Below are 19657 nucleotides of genomic sequence, written 5' to 3'. Positions count from 1 at the left end.
CGAGCGCGCCCGGGTGGGGGCGCTCATCGGGCGCTGACGCGGACGCCTGCGGCGGTCAGGGCGCGGCGCACCGCGCGGGCGTGCTCGAGAGCCCCGGGGGTGTCGCCGTGCAGGCAGATCGAGTCCGCGTGCACGATGATCGGCGAGCCGTCGAGCGCCCGGATCCGCCCGGTGGTGGCCAGTTTGACCACCCGGTCGGCCACGGCGGCGGTGTCGGTGAGGACGGCCCCGGCTGTCCCGCGCGGAACCAGCGTCCCTTCCGGCGTGTAGGCCCGATCGGCGAAGCCTTCGGTGAGCACCGGAATCCCGGCGTCGCGGGCCAGTTCCAGAGACAGCGAACCCGGCAGACCCATCAGCGCCAGACCGGCCTCGCCGACCGCCGTGACCACGGCGGTCGCCTGTTCGGGATGCGCGACGATCGCGTTGTACAGCGCGCCGTGGGGCTTAACGTAGTCCACGGTGCCGCCGACCGAGCGGGCGATCCCGGACAGCGCGCCGATCTGGAAGAGCACGTCGGCGATCAGATCTTCGGGGGCGATCTCCATGAAGCGGCGCCCGAACCCGTCGCGGTCGGGGTAGGAGACCTGCGCCCCGATCCGGACGCCCGACGCGACCGCCTGCTCGCAGGTGCGCCGCAGCAGAGTCGGCGTGCCGGCGTGGAATCCGCAGGCGATGTTGGCGCTCGTCACGAGCTGAACCATCGCGGCGTCGTCGCCGATGCCCTCGCCGAGGTCGGCGTTCAAGTCGATCACGCGGGAATTCCGGGAGCGCGGACGAGCATCAGAGGGAGCCACGTTTTTCATGGTAGATCCGTATCCGCACGTCTCCGCTGCGACACCGGTCACGCGGCGCATGGGTCGCTGGAACCTTGTCAACGCCCGACGATAAGGTGTCACACCATGGCGCAAATGGACACCCGCGTGACCACTGTCGACGGCAAGGTCAACGGCGTGCGCGGGCGGCGGAGCCGCCGGGGGACCATCTCCTGGCTGGGCGTTCCGTACGCGGCGCCGCCGGTCGGGCCGCTGCGATTCCGTGCGCCGCAGCCAGTGGAACCGTGGCAGGGCACGCGTGAGTGCGACGAGTACGGCTTCTCGCCGATCCAGGACCGGATGTTCACCGCACGCGCCGACGGCCGCTTCCATCCGCGCAGCGAAGACTGCCTGACGCTCAACGTGTTCGCCCCCGACTCGGCCTCGTCGTCGCCCCGACCGGTGATGGTGTTCAACTACGGCGGCGCGTACATCCTGGGCGGATCGTCGACGCCCATCTACGACGGCGCCTTCCTGGCGCGGGCACGCGACGTGATCGTGGTGACCGTCAACTATCGGTTCGGCGCGTTCGGATTCCTGGACCTGTCCGAATACTCGACGCCGGAGCGGCCGTTCGACAGCAACTGCGGACTGCGCGACATGGTGGCGGCTCTGGAATGGGTGCAGCGCAACATCGCCGCTTTCGGCGGCGATCCCGACCGCGTCACCGTATTCGGGGAGAGTGCGGGCGGCGCCGCGGTGCTCACGCTGCTGTCCACCCCGTCCGCGGAGGGACTCTTCTCGCGCGCCATCGCCCAGAGTCCGGCGGCCGACCTCGTCGTGCACAAGGAGAACGCCGCACTGCTCGCCGACGAGTTCGTGCGGCAGGTGGTGAATCCGGCCCGCCGCGCGGGCCCCGAACGCACCGGTGTGCTCGAGCCGGCGGAGGTCGCCGACATCGTCGACAACGCCGATCCGTTCGAATTGCAGGCGGCAGGCAAGCGGCTGATGGCTTTCAGCAAGCACGCCGAACTGTCCGACCCGATGCCCTTTGCGCCAGTGGTCGACGGAGACTACCTGCCGTATTCGCCGGTGGAGGCCGCCCGGGCCGGTAAGACGCACCGCGTGCCGCTGATCACGGGAAGCAACCTGGACGAGGGCGAACTGTTCGCTCGGTTCTGGAGCATCCTGCCCGACTCGACGCTCTTTCTGGTCGGCGTGCACGACCCCGAGGTCCGCGAAGAGATCCAGCGCATGTACCCGGGTACGCGTGACAAGGTCCGGCTGTCCGCGGATGCCGTCTTCTGGATTCCGACGACGATCTTCGCCGAGTTCCACGCGAAACACTCGCCGACGTACATGTACCGGTACGACTACTCGGCGCTCGCTCTGAAACTCAGCGGGATCGGCGCCACGCACGCGACCGAGCTGCTGGCGGTGTTCGGCATCTACCGGCACCCGATCGGGGTGGGTCTCGCACTGGCGGGCAGTTGGGGCTCCACCAAGCGGATCACCGGCACCATGCAGTCGCTGTGGACCTGGTTCGCGCGCACCGGGGTGCCTTCCGAGAGTTGGCCGCAGTATTCTGCGGACGACCGCAACGTGCTGGTGATCGACGATCCGGTGCGCCTGGAGAACGACCCCGACGGCCCGCGCCGCTCCGCGTGGGAGCGCGTGCACCTGCAGTTGCGCCGGGACTGATCCGCGAGAGCGAGGCGAGACGTGCGAGGAACGACTGCGATCGCGGGTCTGCTGGCCGTCGCGGTGGCGCTCGCCGGATGCGGGGGCGGCCCGTCGGACACCGGCGCGGCGCCCGACAGCGTCGCGGTGAGCGCCCCGTCGAGCCGGTCGAGCGAGTCCGCCCGCCAGTCGAGCGACTCCGCCCGCCAGTCGAGCGGAGTCGAGACCCCGGTCTCGCTGCCGCCGCCGTACATCGAGCGCGCCGAGTGGGCGCAGACGCAAGTGGGGCCGAGTCTCCAGATCTACCCGACGCGTGCGGGCCGCCGGGTCAGCGGACACGGGGCGGCCGAGGCCGCCTGGCGGGAGGTGCTCACGCTGCGCCCGGACGCCGACACCCCCGGCATGCGGGCTCAGTTCGACTGCCACTGGAGGTTCGCCCGGATCGTCGACCCGGAGAAGACCAGCTGGAATCTGGAGCCCGGTCGCCCGGTCGTGAGCGAAGAGGAGATGATCGCCAGCCGCTGCAATCCGGGTTTCGCCGAGGAGTAGGTGCGAACGCTGACTCTACTGTGACGTCAACCGGTACCCGTATCCTCGATCACCCGACGTTTCGCCAGGATCGTGCCCTTCGAGACCGGAACACGAGCACAGCATGGGGGAGTTGACGTCACAGTAGGGACAGACGCCCGGGACGAACGGCGAGAGAGCTGGGTGCCGGGGTTAGTCGCGGGCACGCATGCCGACGCCGCGGCAGATCAGGTAGATCACGAACGAGATCGTGGTGACCAGGACCGAGACCGGCAACTCCGGGGCCAGCGACAAGATGAGCCCGCCGACCGAGGCCACCAGCGCGAAGGTGACCGACAGCAGCACCTGCTTGGCCGGCGAGGCGGTCAGCCGCGCGGCCGCGGCGGCGGGAGTGATCAGCAGGGACATCACCAGCAAGGCGCCGATGATCTGCACGCCCTGCGCAGCGGCAAGGCCGACCAGGATCGCGAAGACCACCGACAGCGTGCGCATCGGCACGCCGGTCGCCGTGGCCACGCGCGGGTCCAGGGACGCGAACAGCAGCGGGCGATAGATCACCGCGAGCACCGCGATCACCACCGCGGCGGTGACCGCCACGGCCACCAGCCCGCCGGTCCGCACACTGACCACCTGACCGGTCAGCAACGCGAAGCCGGTGCCGGCCCGCCCGTACAGGTGCAGGAACAGCACGCCCAGGCCGAGACCGAAGGCCATCACGACACCGATTACCGAATCCCGTTCGCGGGCGCGATTGCCGAGCCAGCCGAACACCGCGGCCGCCACCACCGCACCGATCACGCCGCCGAGGTTCACGCTGAACCCGAGCAACAGCGCCGCGGCCGCGCCGGTGAACGAGAGCTCGGCCGCGCCGTGCACGGCGAAGCTCATCTGCCGCGCCACGATCATCGGGCCGAGCAGGCCCCCGATCAGACCGAGCAGAGCCAATGCGAGCAGCGACTGCTGGACGAAGGTGCGCGAGAGCAAGTCCGCGGTCTGCGAGAAGTTCCAGAAGTCGGCGATCCCCGCGGCGGCGACGGTGGTGGTCACCGGGCGACCACCCGGGTGGACTCGGCGCCGCCGTAGGTGTGTTCTTCGCAGTGATGGTGCTCGCCGTCGCCGCCGATCACCACCAGCCGGCCGCCCACCTCGGCGACGTCGACCCGGCTGCCGTAGAGCTCGCTCAGGGTCGCGGAGTTCATCACCTCGTCCACGGTGCCGATCCGGAAGGCGCCGTCGACCAGGTACAGCACCCGGTCGACGAAGGGCAGCACCGGATTGATCTCGTGCGTGACGAACAGGATCGCGGTGTCGCGGCGGCGACGGCGCGCCTCCAGCAAGTCGACCACGGTGCGCTGGTGCCGCAGGTCCAGGCTGGCGAGGGGTTCGTCGCAGAGCAGGACCGCGGGATCGTTGGTGAGGGCCTGCGCGATCCGCATCCGCTGCTGTTCGCCCCCGGAGAGCAGGCCGAACGGCCGCTTCGCGAACTCCTGCGCGCCGACCTCGGCGACGGCGGCGTCGACGGCCGCGGCACGACGGCGGCGGTTTCGCAGCCCCAGCCCCCACGCCGCGCCGTCGAACCCGAAGCCGACCAGGTCGCGGCCGCGCAGCGCCATCGTGTCGCTGTCGTCGGCGTGCTGCTGCGGGACGTAGCCCAGGGCGCCGCGATGGCGCAGCGAGCCGGTGGTGAGCGGAACCAGGCCCAAGACGGCGCGCAGCAGGGTGGTCTTGCCGGAGCCGTTGGGGCCCAGGACGGCGAGGAATTCGCCCGCCCGGACCTGGAGGTCCAGTCCCTGCCACAGCACGTGTTCACCGATCGCCAGGCCGGCGTCGGCGAACTCGATGACGGGTTCAGCGGTCATGCGGGCTCCGGCGGTCATGCGTTGAGGGCTTGCTCCAGTTGACGGATCTGTTCGGACTGCCAGTCGAGGTAGCCGGTGACTCCCTGCGGCAGGGACTCGGTCAGTTCTACCACCGGGATCCGGTTGTCGCGCGCGATCCGGAGCATCTGGTCGGTCGCCGGGTCGACGGACTGGGGGTTGTAGATCAGCGCGGCCACCTGGCGGTGGGTGAGCAGGTCGGTGAACTTCGCGACGTCGGCGGCCGAGGGAGATTGGCCGTTCTCCACTGCATCGGTGAAGCCGGGCGGCGCCGCATCCACCAGACCGGCCTCGGCCAGCAGGAACTCGCTCAGCGCCTCGGTGGAGGCGACCCTCGCGCCGTCGTGCTGGGCCTTGATCGCGGCCAGCCGTGCCTGCAGCCCCCGGATGCCTTCGTTGAAGGTCGTGGCGTTGTCGCGGTAGTGCTGAGCGTTCATCGGGGACACGGTGGCGAGCGCCTCGGCGGTCTTGTCGGCGACCTGGCCGACCAGCGCGAGATCGTAGAAGACGTGCTCGTTGGGGCCGTCGCCGTGATCGTGGCCTTCGTGACCGTGCTCGTGGTCGTGGCTGTGATCGTGATCGTCGCCGGCCTCGTCCGACCCGGGCAGCAGGGCGGCGGCCTCGACCTTGATCGCCCGCGACCCCTTGGCGGCGGACTCGACGTAGGCGTCGTAGTGCCCGCCGTTGAAGACGAGCACGTCGGCGTCCTCGATCTTGGCGGTGTCGGCCATCGACGGCTCGAACTCGTGGGGGTCGGCGCCGGGATCGTTGAAGAGGGAGGTCACCTCACCGTGCTCGCCGACCACCGCACTCGCCACTGCGCCCCACACGTCGGTGGAGGCGACGACGATAGGGTTGTCGGTCTCGCGGGGGCCCTCGTCGGACGAGCAGGCGACGGCGGCGAAACCGGTTGCGGCTACCAGTGCGACGGCCGCGAGGCGGCGCAGGAGGGGAGCGGTACTCACGACAAGCCTTCCGATAATGACAATCGTTACCGGGTTGATTCTACGGACGGTCCGCCGTCTCACTAATGCTGTCGCGCGCATGAATCCCGTCTGGTCCCGACAGTTCGCGGGCCCAGTCGCGGAACCGCGACGCCACCCGGGGCGCGCCGCGACCGGCGTCGTCGGATTAGGCTGGGCGCATGACTGGTCATCGGCCGCGGCGACTGGCGCTGATCTCGGTGCACACCTCGCCGCTCGCCCAGCCGGGAACCGGTGATGCCGGCGGCCTCAACGTCTACGTCTGGCAGACTGCGAAGCGGCTGGCGCGCCGCGGCATCGAAGTGGAGATCTTCACGCGCGCGACTGCGTCCGCGGACGAGCCGGTGGTGCAGGCGGCGCCCGGCGTCCTGGTCCGGCATGTGGAGGCGGGGCCGTTCGACGGTCTCGACAAGCGTGATCTGCCCGGCCAGTTGTGCGCCTTCTCGGCGAACGTGCTGCGCGCCGAGGCGGCGCAGCCGCGAGGCTATTACGACCTGATCCACTCTCACTACTGGCTCTCCGGCCAGGTCGGCTGGCTGGCCCGTGACCGCTGGCGAGTGCCGCTGGTGCACACTGCGCACACGCTGGCCGCGGTGAAGAACTCCTCCCTCGCCGGCGGCGACACGGCCGAGCCGATGGGGCGGGTGATCGGCGAGCAGCAGGTGGTGGCAGAGGCGGACCGGCTGATCGCCAACACTGGCACCGAGGCGGCCGAACTGGTCGAGTACTACGCTGCCGACCCGGCCAAGATCGACGTCGTGGTCCCCGGGGTGGACCTGGACTGCTACACGCCCGGATCGCGCGAGCGCGCGCGGGCCGCGTTGGGGCTCGACCCCGCCGACGTGCTGGTGACGTTCGTCGGCCGGATTCAGCCGCTGAAGGCTCCGGATGTGCTGCTGGCCGCGATGGCGCCGCTGATCCGTGCCGACTCCACCGGCCGACTGCGGCTGCTGGTGGTGGGCGGACCGTCGGGCACCGGACTGGAGCGGCCGACGGTGCTCGCCGATCTGGCACAGACCCTGGGCGTGGCCGACCGCGTCAGCTTCTTGCCGCCGCAGGCCGCGGACGACCTCGCACAGGTGTACCGGGCGTCGAACCTCGTCGCGGTGCCGAGCTTCTCCGAGAGCTTCGGGCTGGTCGCCGTCGAGGCCCAGGCGTGCGGGGCGCCGGTGATCGCCGCGGATGTGGGCGGTCTGGGCGTGGCGATCGACGACGGGGTCACCGGGCGGCTGGTCGACGGACACCGGGTGGAGACCTGGACGGCGGAGCTGGCGCAGTTGCTCGGTGATCCGGCGCTGCTCGACCGCTATTCCGAGGCCGCACCGCTGCACGCTGAGCGCTTCTCGTGGGAGCACACCGTCGACGCGCTGCTGTCCTCGTACGGTGCGGCGATCGCCGGCTTCCCGGTGGACCTGCGCCGTTCCCCACTGGTCCGCAGGCGCCGTGCCGCCGCCGGGGTGGCGGGGATCGGCATGCCCCCAGGAGGCGGCCTGAGCATGAAGGGCTGGCTCAAACCCCGACCGAGGAGGACCGGATGACCGACCCCGCCCAGCAGAACCTGGCGACTCTCGAGGCGGTGCTCACCGAATCGGGCATCGACTACGTGCGCAAGGACTCCGGCGGCGCCAAGTCCGAGCACGTCGTCGTCGAGCTGCCCGGTGAACGCAAGCTCAAGACCACCGTGCTGCTGACAGCCGGCGTCCACGGGGTGCGTGTGGAGGCGTTCGTCTGCCGGCACGCCGACGAGAACCATCTCGCGTTCTGTCGCTATCTCCTGGTCCGGAACCGCCGACTCTACGGGGTGGCGTACACGCTCGACAACGTCGGGGACGTGTACCTGATCGGCCGGATCTCCCCGGAAGCGCTGACCCGGGAGGAGGTCGACCGCGTCCTCGGACAGGTGCTCGAAGCGGCGGACGGCGACTTCAACAAGCTGCTGGAGATCGGTTTCCTCACGTCGATCCATCGCGAGTGGGCCTGGCGGACGGCGCGCGGCGAGCCGATGGCGAACCTGCAGGCGTTCGCCCACCTGATCGACGAGGCGAAGCTGCCGGAGATCGGCCCGCTGGACACCGGAGATCCGGTGTCGATCGACGAAGCCACGCCCGGCGGCGGCGAGATGGACTGATGTGATCCGCGATTCAGGCATAGGGTGTGATCGGGCACAGCTCCGCCTGACGGGGTGACCTGTCCGACCGTGACAATTGATGTTGTTACGGTTGTTGTGCCGCAACTCACTACTGGAGGATGTCCATGAGCTTCCGCAATCCGTACGACGACGTCGAGATCCCGAATGTCAGCGTCTACGACTACCTGTTCGGCTCGATCGCCGACGAGGACCTCGACCGCACCGCCCTGATCGATGCGCGCAACGGCGCGACCACCACCTACCGCGGGCTGATCGGTTCGATCGACGCGGCCGCCGGCGCTCTGGCCGCCCGCGGCATCGGCGTCGGCGACGTGGTCGCCGTTCTGTCGCCGAACGTTCCGGCCTTCGCGACCGTCTTCCACGGCATCCTCCGGGCAGGCGGCACCGCGACGACGCTCAACGCGCTCTTCACCGCGAAGGACGTCGCCAAGCAGCTCACCGATTCCAAGGCCAAGATGATCGTCACGATCTCGCTGCTCTCGCCGCAGGCGATCGAGGCCGCGCGCGAGGTGGGCCTCAGCGACGAGAACGTCATCATCCTCGACGGTGAGGGCCAGGAGGCCAGCGGTCACCCCAACGCGGTGGACCTGCTCGGCACCGGTCTGCCGGCCCCGGACGTGTCCTTCGATCCGGCCACGCATCTCGCCGTGCTGCCGTACAGCTCGGGCACCACCGGCAACCCCAAGGGCGTCATGCTGACGCACCGGAATCTGGTGGCGAATGTCGCACAGATCGAGCCGCTCAACGGCATGACCCCCGACGACGTGGTGCTCGCGGTGCTTCCGTTCTTCCACATCTACGGCATGACGGTGCTGCTCAACGCCGCGCTCAAGGCGCGCGCAGCGCTGTTCGTGATGCCTCGCTTCGACATGGTCGAGTTCCTGGAGGGCATCCAGAAGCACAAGATCACCTACGCGTTCATCGCGCCGCCGGTGGCCGTCGCCCTGGCCAAGCATCCGATCGTCGACAAGTACGACCTCTCCTCGGTGCACACCATGCTCTCGGGCGCCGCGCCGCTGGACGCCGAACTCGGCCACGCCGTGGCCAAGCGCCTGAACCTGCGCATGCTGCAGGGCTACGGCATGAGCGAGCTCTCGCCGGTCAGCCACATCATCCCGTTCGACGGCGGAGAGCAGACCCGAGGCGTGCTGGCGCCGCTGTCGTCGGTCGGGTGGGCCGTGCCGAACACGGAGAACCGACTGGTCGACCCGGCCACCGGTGAGGACATCGACATCCCGGCCGAGGGCGTGTCCGAGCCCGGCGAGCTCTGGGTCAAGGGTCCCAACGTGATGGCCGGGTACCTGAACAACGACAAGGCGACCGCCGAGACCATCGACGCCGACGGCTTCCTGCACACCGGCGACATGGCGACCGTCGACTCGACCGGCTGCATCACCATCGTCGACCGCCTCAAGGAACTCATCAAGTACAAGGGCTACCAGGTGCCGCCGGCCGAGCTGGAGGCCCTGCTGCTGACCCACCCGCAGGTCGCCGACGTCGCCGTGGTCGGTGCGCTCGACGACGAGGGCGAGGAGGTGCCCAAGGCGTTCGTCGTGGTCCAGGAAGGCCAGGAGCTGACCGCCGAGCAGGTCATGGAGTTCACCGCCGAGCGCGTCGCCCCGTACAAGAAGGTCCGGCAGGTGGAGTTCATCGCCCAGATCCCGAAGTCCGCGTCGGGCAAGATCCTCCGCAAGGATCTCCGTAAGTAGTCCGGCGCGACCGCAGGGCGGTCGGCGATGCCACCGAGGGCGATCACCGGGTCATCCCCGGGGTCGCCCTCGGTGCGATCGCGGACTGCGCGGAAGGGCGGGCTGAGTCCGTCGTCGAAGGGTCGAGGACGCGAGGCGTGGAGGACTGTGTGAGAGGTATCCGGATCGCGTGGCTGGTCACTGCGCTGGTCGCGATGCTCTATGCAGCATGGACTGCGTTCGGCCCGGCCGAGTCGGCGTCGATGGCGTGTGGCAAGTTCGGCGCTCTGGAGATGCCGAATGCGCCGGCGGACGCGACGTGCAACAGCCCCTTGTGCTACGCAGTCGGGGTGTGGCCGCTCGTCGTCATCGGGCTCGCCCTTGGCGGGCCGCCGATGATCGCCGCACCGGCGTTGCGGGCCTGGGTCTCGTGGGCCGTCGTCGTGACGCTGGGGGTGGTCGCCTTGCTCGGTGTCGTCCAGTGGCCGGTGGTGTGGGGGCAACTGATGTTCGCGATCCCGCTGCTGGTCGTGGCGGTGATCGTGGCATCGCTTCAGGTGGTGTTAGCCCAATATGATGCAGGTCGGACCGCCGTGGGAGAGTGTGCGAAACTGTGACCATGAGCAACGGCAAGCTGATCCTGATGCGTCACGGCGAATCCGAGTGGAACGCCTCCAACCAGTTCACCGGCTGGGTGGACGTCGACCTGACTGACAAGGGTCGTGCCGAAGCGGTGCGGGCGGGTGAGCTCCTCACCGAGAAGGGCCTGCTGCCCGACGTGCTGTACACCTCGCTCCTGCGCCGAGCGATCACCACGGCGAACATCGCGCTCGACAACGCCGACCGGCACTGGATCCCGGTGGTCCGGGACTGGCGGCTCAACGAGCGCCATTACGGTGCGCTGCAGGGCCTGAACAAGGCCGAGACCAAGGCCAAGTACGGCGACGAGCAGTTCATGCTGTGGCGTCGCAGCTACGACACCCCGCCCCCGGCTATTGAGCCCGACGCCGAGTACAGCCAGGTGGGCGATCCCCGGTACGACGGGATCCAGGTTCCCCTCACCGAGTGCCTGCTCGACGTCGTCGAGCGCCTGATCCCGTACTTCGACGAGACCATCGGCGCCGAGCTCAGGGCGGGCAAGAACGTTCTCGTTGCGGCGCACGGCAATTCGCTGCGCGCCCTGGTGAAGCACCTCGACCGGATCTCCGACGAGGACATTGCGCAGCTGAACATCCCGACCGGCAACCCGCTGGTGTACGAGGTGACCGACGAACTGCGCTCGGTGTCCCCGAGCGGCGACCCGCTGGCCCCCAGCGGCGCCTACCTGGACCCGGAGGCAGCGGCCGCCGGTGCCGCCGCCGTCGCCGCCCAGGGCAGCAAGTAACGGTTCGCGCCCGGCCCCGTCACGCCCCTGCAGCCGACAGTGAGCTCGGCTACATTGGAAACATGACTGACGGGGAACTCACGGTGACGCATCTGGCTGAGCGCGAACGTTATCGCGCGGAGATCGACGAGGACGGCGCGCCGGTCGAGGTCGGATACATCGACTACACGCGGGACGCCGGGCACGCCGACGGCGATCGTCTCGCCCTCACGCACACCGTCGTCTTCGACCGCTACGGCGGCCGCGGCTACGCGGCGGAACTGGTGCGACAGGTGCTCGACGACGTGCGCGCCGACGGCAACAAAGTGGTGCCCGTCTGCTCGTACGTGGTCCGGTACCTGGAGAAGCATCCGGAGTACTCCGACCTGGTCGCGTCGTCGTCCTAGCGCCGTTCGCCGCCGGTCGCCCCGGTGCCGTCCGGACGCCGCGTTCACCTTCCGGTCATCCGGCCGAACCCTTCGTGAACAGCGCGGTAATCGGGCCCTCCGGACTCGCTCCCGCGTGTTGACTGGCCGTAGACTCCCGGATGTGTCCGAGTCCACCGGCGGTCCCAGCGCGCCCGATGAGCAGACAGGCACCGGCATCTCCGGTCCGGCCTTCGTCGACGACGAGGCGGTCACCTACAACCCGGACGGCTCGGTCTCCCGCGGCGGTCTCCTGAACCTTCTGGTCACCCACTCCGAATCCGGAATGGCCGTGGTGGACGCCGACCACCGGATCGTGCTGTTCAATCAGCGGGCCGTCGAGCTCGGTCTGCTTCGCGATGCCCTCGCCGACCCGGTGGCGGTCGCCGTCACCGAGGCCTTCGTGACCGGCGTCGAGCAGCGGTTCGAGTTCGTGCCGCCGGTGTCGAGCCTCGGCTTCGTGTCGACCGGGCGCACCATGCCCCGCACCATCGAGAACGTCCGTTGCGTGGTGAACATCGCCGAGCACGGCACCTCGCGCTATGCGCTCGTGTACGGGGAAGACGACTCGACCAACCTGCGGGTGGAGGCCACTCGCCGGGACTTCGCCGCCAACGTCTCGCACGAGTTGAAGACCCCGCTCGGCGCGATCAGCCTGATGGCCGAGGCGATGCTGGAGTCCCGCGACGACCCGCTCGCCGTCGAGCACTTCGGTCATCGTGTGCTGCACGAAGCGACCCGCATGAGCACGCTCATCAACGAGCTGATCGGTCTCTCCCGGCTGCAGGAGGGGAAGATCGACGAGTTCACCGAGGTCGACGTCGACACCCTGATCGACGACGCGCTCAGTTCGGCGGCGGTGAGCGCTGAGGTCGGACAGATCGAATTGGTCAGCGACGGCCCGTCGGGATTCACAGTCTCCGGCGACCGCACCATGCTCATCACCGCGCTCAACAATCTCATCGTCAACGCCGTCAACCACTCGCAGCCCACGGACGTGGTCTCGGTCAGCCGCAAGGTGGTCGAGATGGACGGCGAGCAGATGGTGGCGATCGCGGTGACTGATCGGGGCATCGGCATCGCGCCCGCCGACCAGCAGCGCGTGTTCGAGCGATTCTTCCGCGTCGACAAGGCGCGGTCACGGGCGACCGGTGGCACCGGCCTCGGCCTGGCGATCGTCAAGCACGTCGCCGCCAGTCACGGCGGGCACATCGGCCTGTGGAGCAAACCCGGCACCGGATCGACCTTCACCCTGTACATCCCGATCATGAACGGTGTGCGCGACGACGAGCCGCCGGTACCCGGGACGTCATCCGACCCCCAGAACGCAACGCACCACACAACTAAGGAACGCACGCCTTGACGCACGTACTGATCGTCGAAGACGAGGAAGCCCTGGCCGACCCCTTGGCCTTTCTGCTCCGCAAGGAGGGTTTCGAGGCCAGCATCATCAACGACGGCGCGAAGGCCGTCGCGGCGTTCGAGCGCCTCGGGCCGGACATCGTCCTTCTCGACTTGATGCTGCCCGGCATGTCCGGCACCGAGATCTGCAAGGTGATCCGGGCTAAGTCGTCGGTGCCGGTGATCATGGTGACCGCGCGCGACAGCGAGATCGACAAGGTGGTCGGCCTGGAACTCGGTGCCGACGACTACATCACCAAGCCGTACTCGGCCCGCGAGCTGATCGCCAGGATCCGGGCGGTGCTGCGCCGTGGCGGCGCGGTGGCCGAAGAAGAGGATCTCGCCACCGGAGTCCTGGAGGTGGGGCCGGTTCGCATGGACGTCCAGCGGCACACCGTCACCGTCTCCGGGAACGACGTGACCCTGCCGCTCAAGGAGTTCGATCTCCTCGAGTACCTGCTGCGCAACGCCGGCCGGGTGCTCACCCGCAGCCAGCTGATCGACCGGGTGTGGGGTGCGGACTACGTCGGCGACACGAAGACCCTCGACGTCCACGTCAAGCGGTTGCGCTCCAAGATCGAGCCGGACCCCTCCCAGCCCCGGCACCTGATCACCCTCCGCGGGCTGGGCTACAAGTTCGAGCCCTGATCTCGCGGAGAGGCGTTTCGACACGAGCTCGGCTGGCGCCTCGCTCGGCTCAACGAGCGAGGAAGGAGGGGCGTTTCGACACGAGCTCGGCTGGCGCCTCGCTCGGCTCAACGAGCGATGAGGGACGGGGCGTTTCGACACGAGCTCGGCTGGCGCCTCGCTCGGCTCAACGAGCGAGGAGGGAGTCCGCTCGTTGAGCCGCCGAGGAACGAGGCGAGTCGAAACGTGCCGACCGGACTGCGCTACAGCTGCTCGTATTTGAGGTCGACGCTCAAGCGCCGAGTCGCGGCGGCGGTGGCCGGGTGCACGGCCACGATGCCCAGGCCGGACCGCCGGCGGCAGACACGGGCGAGCTCGTCGTACGCCGCCTCGCCCAGCAGCTCGGTGAGCTCGGGTCCGTAGGACTCGAAGACCGGGGTCGCGCCGACGTGGGCGTCCGGTGAACCCGAGCAGTACCACGACAGGTCGTGGCCGCCCTCGCCCCAGCCGCGCCGGTCGTACTCGGTGATCGTCGTCTTGAGGATCTCCGTGCCGTCGGGGCGGGTCACCCATTCCTGTTCGCGCCGCACCGGGAGTTGCCAGCACACGTCCGGCTTGACCGTCAGTGGTTCGAGCCCGCGTTTGAGCGCCACCGCGTGCAACGAACACCCCGTTCCGGCGGCGAATCCCGGCCGGTTCAGAAAGATGCACGCGCCCTGGTGGGTGCGGGTCTTCAGGGCCGGTTCGTCGTCGAGGTCACTCTCTTCCAGGTACCCCTTCGGCCCGAGCGGATCGGCGCCCGATCCCTTCTTGTGGAACTGCCAGTCGTCCGGCGTCAGCAGGGCCACACCGGCGGCCAGCCGATCGCGGTCGTCCTCGTCGGTCAGATACGCGCCGTGCGTGCAACACCCGTCGTCGCCGCGCCCGGCGACGATCCCCCGGCATGCCGGGGTGCCGAACACGCACGACCACCGGGACAGCAGCCAGGTCAGATCGATGCTGATCAGATGGCCGGAATCGGCGGGATCGTAGAACTCGTACCACTCGCGCGGGAAGTCGAGCGGCACCTCGGGCGCGGGCGGCGCGGCGTCGTGATCGGAGGTCACACAGCCGACCCTAGTCCTCGCCGGGGAAACGGGTGCAGCCGTCCGGGCCCGGTGCCCTTTCCTTCTCGGACGCTCGGGCAGTAATTTGTTCCCGGTGAGACTCGGAGTGCTCGATGTGGGCAGCAACACGGTGCACATGCTCGTCGTCGACGCACGCCCCGGCGGGCCGCCGGCGGCGATGAGTTCGACCAAAGCGGTGCTCCGGCTGGCCGAGCAGATCGACGACGACGGCAAGATGACTGCCGAGGGCTCCGCCGCGCTGGTGACCACCATCCGCGACTTCACCACCATCGCCGAATCGTCCGGCTGCGGCGAGATCATGGCGTTCGCCACCTCGGCGGTCCGGGATGCGACGAACTCCGACGAGGTGCTCAAGAAGGTCAAGAAGACCTCTGGCCTGGACGTGTTCGTCCTCAGCGGCGTCGACGAGGCACGGCTGACCTCGCTCGCGGTACGTCGCTGGTACGGGTGGAGCGCCGGACGCATCCTCGCCCTCGACATCGGCGGCGGCTCGCTGGAGATGTCCAACGGACTCGACGAGGAGCCCGAGGTGGCGATCTCGTTGCCGCTGGGAGCGGGCCGGATCACGCGGGAGTGGCTGCGCGAGGACCCGCCCGATCGCCGCCGGATCGGCGTGCTGCGGGACTGGCTCGACGCCGAGCTCAAGACGCCGGCCAAACGGCTGCGCGAGCCGGGCAAGCCGAACCTCGCGGTGGGCTCGTCCAAGACGTTCCGCTCGCTGGCGCGCCTGACCGGCGCGGCGCCGTCCAGCGCCGGTCCCCGGGTGCGTCGCACCGTGACGCAGGACGGCATCCGGCAGCTCATCTCGTTCATCTCACGGATGACCACCGCCGACCGCGCCGAACTGGAAGGCGTCAGTGCCGACCGCGCCCCGCAGATCGTGGCCGGGGCGCTCGTCGCCGAGGCGACCATGCGGGCGCTGGGCGTGGACACCCTGGAGATCTGTCCGTGGGCGCTGCGCGAGGGAGTGATTCTGCGGCGGCTCGACAGCGAGCCCGCCGGACCGATGACCACGGCCACCCCGTAGCCGACAGATGCCTAGACTGTCGGAGGAGAGTTGCGAGGAGAGCGCCTCGCGCGTCTACGAGGCAAGGTGGGGTGGCCGCTGATGACAAAGGATCGCGATCCCGATGCGCGTCCGATCACCGTCGACGAGCTGATCGCGCGCACCGGCGAGTTCCCGAAGGCCGGTTCGCCGGCCGTCAGCCGGGCGGAGGAGACGCCGGCGCCGGACGAGCACCGGACCACGGCGTCGGGGATGCCCGACTACACGCCGCCGGTCAAACCGACCGCCAAGGCGGTGGGGGCCAGCGGCATGCCGGTCTACACGCCGGTCGGCCGGTCCGCGGACGACGACTCGCCGAACGCGGTCACCGGCATCATCCCGGTGGTCGGGGATGCGGACGACGACTTCGGGCCGCTCGACACCGGCGGGCTGCGCGCGGTGGAGCCCGACGATCTGGTGGGCGTCGACCTGCCGACAGGTGAGCAGCCGATCGTGGTCGCAGCGACCGAAGAGACCACTGCGACCGACGTGACCACCGCCGCGGACGTCGCGGCCCCGGTCGCCGGTGAGCGGCCCGCCGAGACCCTTCCCGCCGATGCGACGACCCTCGTCGACGCAGCGGACGTGCCGGAGGTGGCGGCCGCAGACCTCGCCGACGACGATGCCGAGGACGAGGGGGCCGGCCGCGCCGCGGTGTTCGGCTGGCTCGGCCTCATCGGCGAGATCCTGCTCGGGCTGGCCGTCGGCGCCGGCTTGTTCTGGGGGTTCACCGTGCTGTGGAAGCAGTACGTGTACTTCGCCCTGGTGCTCGCCGTGCTGGTGATCTTCGCGATCGTCACCTTCGCCTACGTCCTGCGCAAGCGCGACCTTCCGACCACCTTGCTGGCCTTGGCGGTGGGCTTGATCGTGACGATCGGCCCGCTCGTCCTGCTGGTCTAGGACGGGAGACGGCGAACGTGCGACCGGAGATCCCGATCGGCCTGTCGACGGCATCGGTCTATCCGCAGAACACCGAGGCGGCGTTCGCGTACGCGGCTGAGATCGGCTACGACGGCGTCGAGCTGATGGTGTGGAGCGATCCGGTGAGCCAGGACGTCTCGCACGTCGCGCATCTGTCGCAGAAGTACCAGGTGCCGGTGCTGTCGGTGCATGCGCCGTGCCTGCTGATCAGCCAGCGGGTCTGGGGCCGGGATCCGTCGGCCAAGCTGGTGAGGTCGGTGCAGGCGGCCGAGGACCTCGGGGCCGACACCGTCGTGGTGCACCCGCCGTTCCGCTGGCAGCGCGACTACGTCCGGGGCTTCGATCGGCTGGTCCGGCGGCTGGAGGCGGAGACCGACGTACGGGTCGCCGTGGAGAACATGTTCCCGATGCGCGCCGACCGGCTGTTCGGCGCGGGTGCGCGGTCGGCCCAGCGCATGGCCGAGCGCGGCGGGGCGCCCGGCCTGAGCGCGTCGGCGTTCGGCAAATCGATCGACCCGACCGACCACGGCTACGACAGCTACACCCTGGACCTGTCGCATTCGGCGACCGCGGGGGTGGACGCTCTGGCGATGCTGGAGCGGATGGGAGGCGGGATGCGCCACCTGCACCTGACCGACGGCACCGGTGCGGCCACCGACGAGCACCTGATCCCCGGCGACGGCACGCAGCCGGTGATCGAGGTCTGCCGCCGGCTCGCCGCAGGAGACTTCGCCGGCGCCGTGGTGCTCGAGGTGCACACCGGCTCGGCCAAGAGCAAGGCCGAGCGCACCGCCATGCTGACTCGTTCTCTGGAGTTCGCCCGCCGGCATCTGGTTCGCAACGACAACGAGGAGACCCATGTCGACCGCATTGGCTGACCTGCTCGACTTCACCGTCGTCGACCGGTCGACCGAGGAGGGCATCGTCCGGTATCGCGGCGTGATTCCGGACGTGTTCACGATCGGGCCGAAGGTGCACGGCGGCAGTGTGCAGATGATGGTCTCGCACGTCGCGCGCCGGGCGCTGGGCGAACTCGCCGCCGGCGACGACGTGGTGCGGCTCGGCGACGTCACCGCGCTGGCCGTCGCCAGCGACTACCTCGCGGCCCCCGATCCCGCCGAACTGGACTTCGCGGTCCGGATCGTGAAACGGGGCCGCACCGTCTCGCTGGCTCGGGTGGACGTGACGCAGGGCGGACGGTCGATGGTCACCTCGACGGTCACTCTGGGCCGACTCGACGCCGGGGAGCCGCGCCACCGCGAACCCACGTTGCTCGACGACCTGTCGCCGGTGCCGGACGAGAACGCGCTCGGACTGGAGGGGACACCGCTCGGCGAGGTGATGCATCTGGCACCGGCGGTGGATCTGGCGATCGATCCGGACTGGTTCCCGGCGCTGCGCGGGCAAACCGGGCCGCCCGTCACGCGCGGCTGGATCCGGGTGAAGGACGCCGGCGCGCAGCCGACCGGCCTCGACCGGGAGTTCCCGGTGCTGGTGTGCGACATCTCGCCGCCGGTCGTGATGAATCTCGGGCTGTTCGGGTGGGCCCCGACGGTGCAACTCACCACCTATGTGCGCCGGCGCCCGCAACCGGGCTGGCTGCGCTTCGCGGCGAACAGCACCGAGGTCGGCCGGGGTATGTTCGCCGAGGATCATGTCGTCGTCGACGAAGCCGGTGCCCTGGTCGCGCAGTCTCGTCAACTGGCCCTGATCCCGTCGGGCGCCTGACGGCCGCGGCATCGGACACCCCACTACTCACGGAGGCATTGGACATGAGTGAACGCATCGCGATCATCGGCGGAGGGAAGATCGGCGAAGCGCTGCTCGCCGGCCTGATCAATTCCGGCAAGCCGATCCGCGACCTGGTCGTGGTCGAGCGCAGTCCGGAGCGGCGGTCCGAACTGGCCGACGACTACGGGATCCGGGTGACCGATGACGCCCGCGACGCGGCCGAGGGCGCGCAGGTGGTCGTCATCGCAGTGAAGCCGGACGCCGTGGACGCGGTGCTGCGCGATCTGTCGCGCGCCGACGACCCGGGGGAGACCGAGCGGATCACGGTCACCCTGGTGGCGGGGATCCCGTCGTCGCATTACGAGGCCGCACTGCCGGCCGGCGCGCCGGTGGTCCGGGTGATGCCCAACACCCCGATGTTGGTCAACGAGGCGATGAGTGCGATCAGTCCCGGCCGCTACGCCGACGATGAGCAGGTGGCGGTCACGGCGCGCCTGATGGAGAGCGTGGGCGCCGTGATGGTGGTGCCGGAGAAGCAGATGGACGCGGTGACCGCGATCTCGGGATCCGGCCCGGCGTACTTCTTCCTCCTCGTGGAGGCACTGACCGACGCGGGCGTCGGACTCGGGCTGACCCGTGCTCAGGCTCTCGAGCTCGCCGGACAGACCCTCAAGGGCGCAGGCCAACTACTCGTCGACTCCGGCATGTCGCCGGTGGAACTGCGCGCTGCGGTCACGTCGCCCGGCGGCACCACCGCGGCCGCGTTGCGGGAGTTCGAGCGCTACGGCCTGCGGCATGCCGCAGGCGAAGCAGCGCGGGCGGCCGCCGAACTCAGCAGGCAGTCCGCACGTCGAGTCGAGCTTGAGACTTCCCGGGGAGGTGTCGCGAATTCCGCGGACCGATCCTCCGCCGAGGGTTAGGCTCACTACCAGCGACTTTCCTCGGGAGTGGGGGTGGGGACCCTCCCTGAGGGGAGGCGATTTAGCCACTCACGTCGCATTTTTCACACCCGCCACGTTAAGCTCCTAGCAGCACGTACGTGTCTATGTCCGCCGGAGGGGAAGCCGGTGGCCGCGATGCGTGCACCGGAGGTTTACATATTCATGGCTGCAGCAGACAAGCCTGGGGACAGGACCGACTTCACCGAAGCGCGCGTGTCAAACGCCAATTCGGCTTCGCAGTTCCTGACCGTCGCCGAGGTCGCCGCGCTGATGCGCGTCTCGAAGATGACCGTGTACCGGTTGGTGCACAACGGTGAACTGCCCGCCGTCCGCGTGGGTCGCTCGTTCCGGGTTCACGCCAAGGCGGTTCACGACTACCTGGAGACCTCCTACTTCGACGCCGGATAGGTCCGCGACGC

The 19657-nt window shown here is 69.4% G+C and carries 21 protein-coding genes; 16 read left to right on the top strand and 5 right to left on the bottom strand.

What is annotated here, in order from left to right:
- Positions 1–23: 23 nt before the first annotated feature.
- Positions 24–794, bottom strand: coding sequence for a LamB/YcsF family protein (locus C6V83_RS17155; protein ID WP_234353785.1), 771 nt, complete (start codon positions 792–794; stop codon positions 24–26).
- Positions 795–899: 105 nt separating this feature from the next.
- Between C6V83_RS17155 and C6V83_RS17150 the strand changes: the two genes are divergently transcribed.
- Positions 900–2453, top strand: a complete 1554-nt coding sequence (locus C6V83_RS17150; RefSeq protein ID WP_105943430.1) for a carboxylesterase/lipase family protein — start codon at positions 900–902, stop codon at positions 2451–2453.
- Between the two features lie 21 nt (positions 2454–2474).
- A complete protein-coding gene (locus C6V83_RS17145) occupies positions 2475–2981 on the top strand; it encodes a DUF2599 domain-containing protein (RefSeq protein ID WP_234353784.1) in 507 nt (168 codons plus the stop codon).
- A 171-nt stretch (positions 2982–3152) separates the two neighbouring features.
- Here C6V83_RS17145 and C6V83_RS17140 read toward each other — a convergent pair whose 3' ends face one another.
- The 3 genes from C6V83_RS17140 to C6V83_RS17130 are packed head-to-tail and all read right to left on the bottom strand — an operon-like array spanning position 3153 to position 5802.
- The gene (locus tag C6V83_RS17140) at positions 3153–4007 is read right to left on the bottom strand and encodes a metal ABC transporter permease (protein ID WP_105943429.1); all 855 of its coding nucleotides are present in this window, start codon (positions 4005–4007) and stop codon (positions 3153–3155) included.
- A complete protein-coding gene (locus C6V83_RS17135) occupies positions 4004–4819 on the bottom strand; it encodes a metal ABC transporter ATP-binding protein (RefSeq protein ID WP_105944041.1) in 816 nt (271 codons plus the stop codon). The genes C6V83_RS17140 and C6V83_RS17135 overlap by 4 nt, the downstream gene beginning before the upstream one ends.
- Before the next feature lie 14 nt (positions 4820–4833).
- Entirely contained in the window at positions 4834–5802 is a 969-nt protein-coding gene (locus C6V83_RS17130; RefSeq protein WP_234353783.1) for a metal ABC transporter solute-binding protein, Zn/Mn family, read from the bottom strand.
- A gap of 179 nt (positions 5803–5981) precedes the next feature.
- Between C6V83_RS17130 and mshA the strand changes: the two genes are divergently transcribed.
- The 8 genes from mshA (at position 5982) to C6V83_RS17090 (ending at position 13494) form a co-directional block, all read left to right on the top strand.
- Entirely contained in the window at positions 5982–7358 is a 1377-nt protein-coding gene (mshA, locus tag C6V83_RS17125; protein ID WP_105943427.1) for a D-inositol-3-phosphate glycosyltransferase, read from the top strand.
- Entirely contained in the window at positions 7355–7948 is a 594-nt protein-coding gene (locus tag C6V83_RS17120; protein WP_105943426.1) for a type III secretion system chaperone family protein, read from the top strand. Before mshA ends, C6V83_RS17120 begins: the two co-directional genes overlap by 4 nt.
- A 125-nt stretch (positions 7949–8073) precedes the next feature.
- A complete protein-coding gene (locus C6V83_RS17115; protein WP_105943425.1) occupies positions 8074–9678 on the top strand; it encodes a 4-coumarate--CoA ligase family protein in 1605 nt (534 codons plus the stop codon).
- A 137-nt stretch (positions 9679–9815) separates the two neighbouring features.
- On the top strand, positions 9816–10274 hold the full coding sequence (locus C6V83_RS17110; RefSeq protein WP_105943424.1) for a hypothetical protein: 459 nt from the start codon (positions 9816–9818) through the stop codon (positions 10272–10274).
- Between the two features lie 2 nt (positions 10275–10276).
- Positions 10277–11041, top strand: a complete 765-nt coding sequence (locus C6V83_RS17105) for a phosphoglyceromutase (RefSeq protein ID WP_105943423.1) — start codon at positions 10277–10279, stop codon at positions 11039–11041.
- Positions 11042–11103: 62 nt separating this feature from the next.
- Positions 11104–11427 (top strand): GNAT family N-acetyltransferase, encoded by a 324-nt coding sequence (locus tag C6V83_RS17100; protein ID WP_105943422.1) that lies wholly within the window; start codon positions 11104–11106, stop codon positions 11425–11427.
- A 142-nt stretch (positions 11428–11569) separates the two neighbouring features.
- Positions 11570–12808 (top strand): sensor histidine kinase, encoded by a 1239-nt coding sequence (locus C6V83_RS17095; protein ID WP_407646211.1) that lies wholly within the window; start codon positions 11570–11572, stop codon positions 12806–12808.
- Entirely contained in the window at positions 12805–13494 is a 690-nt protein-coding gene (locus C6V83_RS17090) for a response regulator transcription factor (protein ID WP_105943420.1), read from the top strand. Before C6V83_RS17095 ends, C6V83_RS17090 begins: the two co-directional genes overlap by 4 nt.
- 242 nt (positions 13495–13736) lie before the next feature.
- On the opposite strand, the gene C6V83_RS17085 is transcribed toward C6V83_RS17090, so the two are convergent.
- Positions 13737–14579 (bottom strand): hypothetical protein, encoded by an 843-nt coding sequence (locus C6V83_RS17085; protein WP_199832545.1) that lies wholly within the window; start codon positions 14577–14579, stop codon positions 13737–13739.
- A gap of 94 nt (positions 14580–14673) precedes the next feature.
- Here C6V83_RS17085 and C6V83_RS17080 point away from each other — a divergent pair, with 94 nt between their 5' ends.
- From C6V83_RS17080 to C6V83_RS17055, 6 genes are all read left to right on the top strand, one after another.
- Complete coding sequence (locus tag C6V83_RS17080) at positions 14674–15627, top strand: Ppx/GppA phosphatase family protein (RefSeq protein ID WP_105943419.1); 954 nt, start codon at positions 14674–14676, stop codon at positions 15625–15627.
- 81 nt (positions 15628–15708) lie between these two features.
- Positions 15709–16545: a hypothetical protein gene (locus tag C6V83_RS17075; protein WP_105944039.1), complete on the top strand. Its 837-nt coding sequence runs from the start codon at positions 15709–15711 to the stop codon at positions 16543–16545.
- 17 nt (positions 16546–16562) lie between these two features.
- On the top strand, positions 16563–17444 hold the full coding sequence (locus C6V83_RS17070; protein WP_105943418.1) for a sugar phosphate isomerase/epimerase family protein: 882 nt from the start codon (positions 16563–16565) through the stop codon (positions 17442–17444).
- Complete coding sequence (locus C6V83_RS17065; RefSeq protein ID WP_105943417.1) at positions 17425–18294, top strand: thioesterase family protein; 870 nt, start codon at positions 17425–17427, stop codon at positions 18292–18294. Before C6V83_RS17070 ends, C6V83_RS17065 begins: the two co-directional genes overlap by 20 nt.
- A gap of 44 nt (positions 18295–18338) precedes the next feature.
- A complete protein-coding gene (proC, locus tag C6V83_RS17060) occupies positions 18339–19217 on the top strand; it encodes a pyrroline-5-carboxylate reductase (RefSeq protein WP_105943416.1) in 879 nt (292 codons plus the stop codon).
- A 183-nt stretch (positions 19218–19400) separates the two neighbouring features.
- Positions 19401–19646: a helix-turn-helix domain-containing protein gene (locus C6V83_RS17055; protein ID WP_105943415.1), complete on the top strand. Its 246-nt coding sequence runs from the start codon at positions 19401–19403 to the stop codon at positions 19644–19646.
- The last annotated feature ends 11 nt before the right edge of the window (positions 19647–19657 follow it).

The sequence above is a fragment of the Gordonia iterans genome (assembly GCF_002993285.1).
GTDB lineage: Bacteria > Actinomycetota > Actinomycetes > Mycobacteriales > Mycobacteriaceae > Gordonia > Gordonia iterans.
This window is presented reverse-complemented; position numbering and strand designations above follow the sequence as displayed.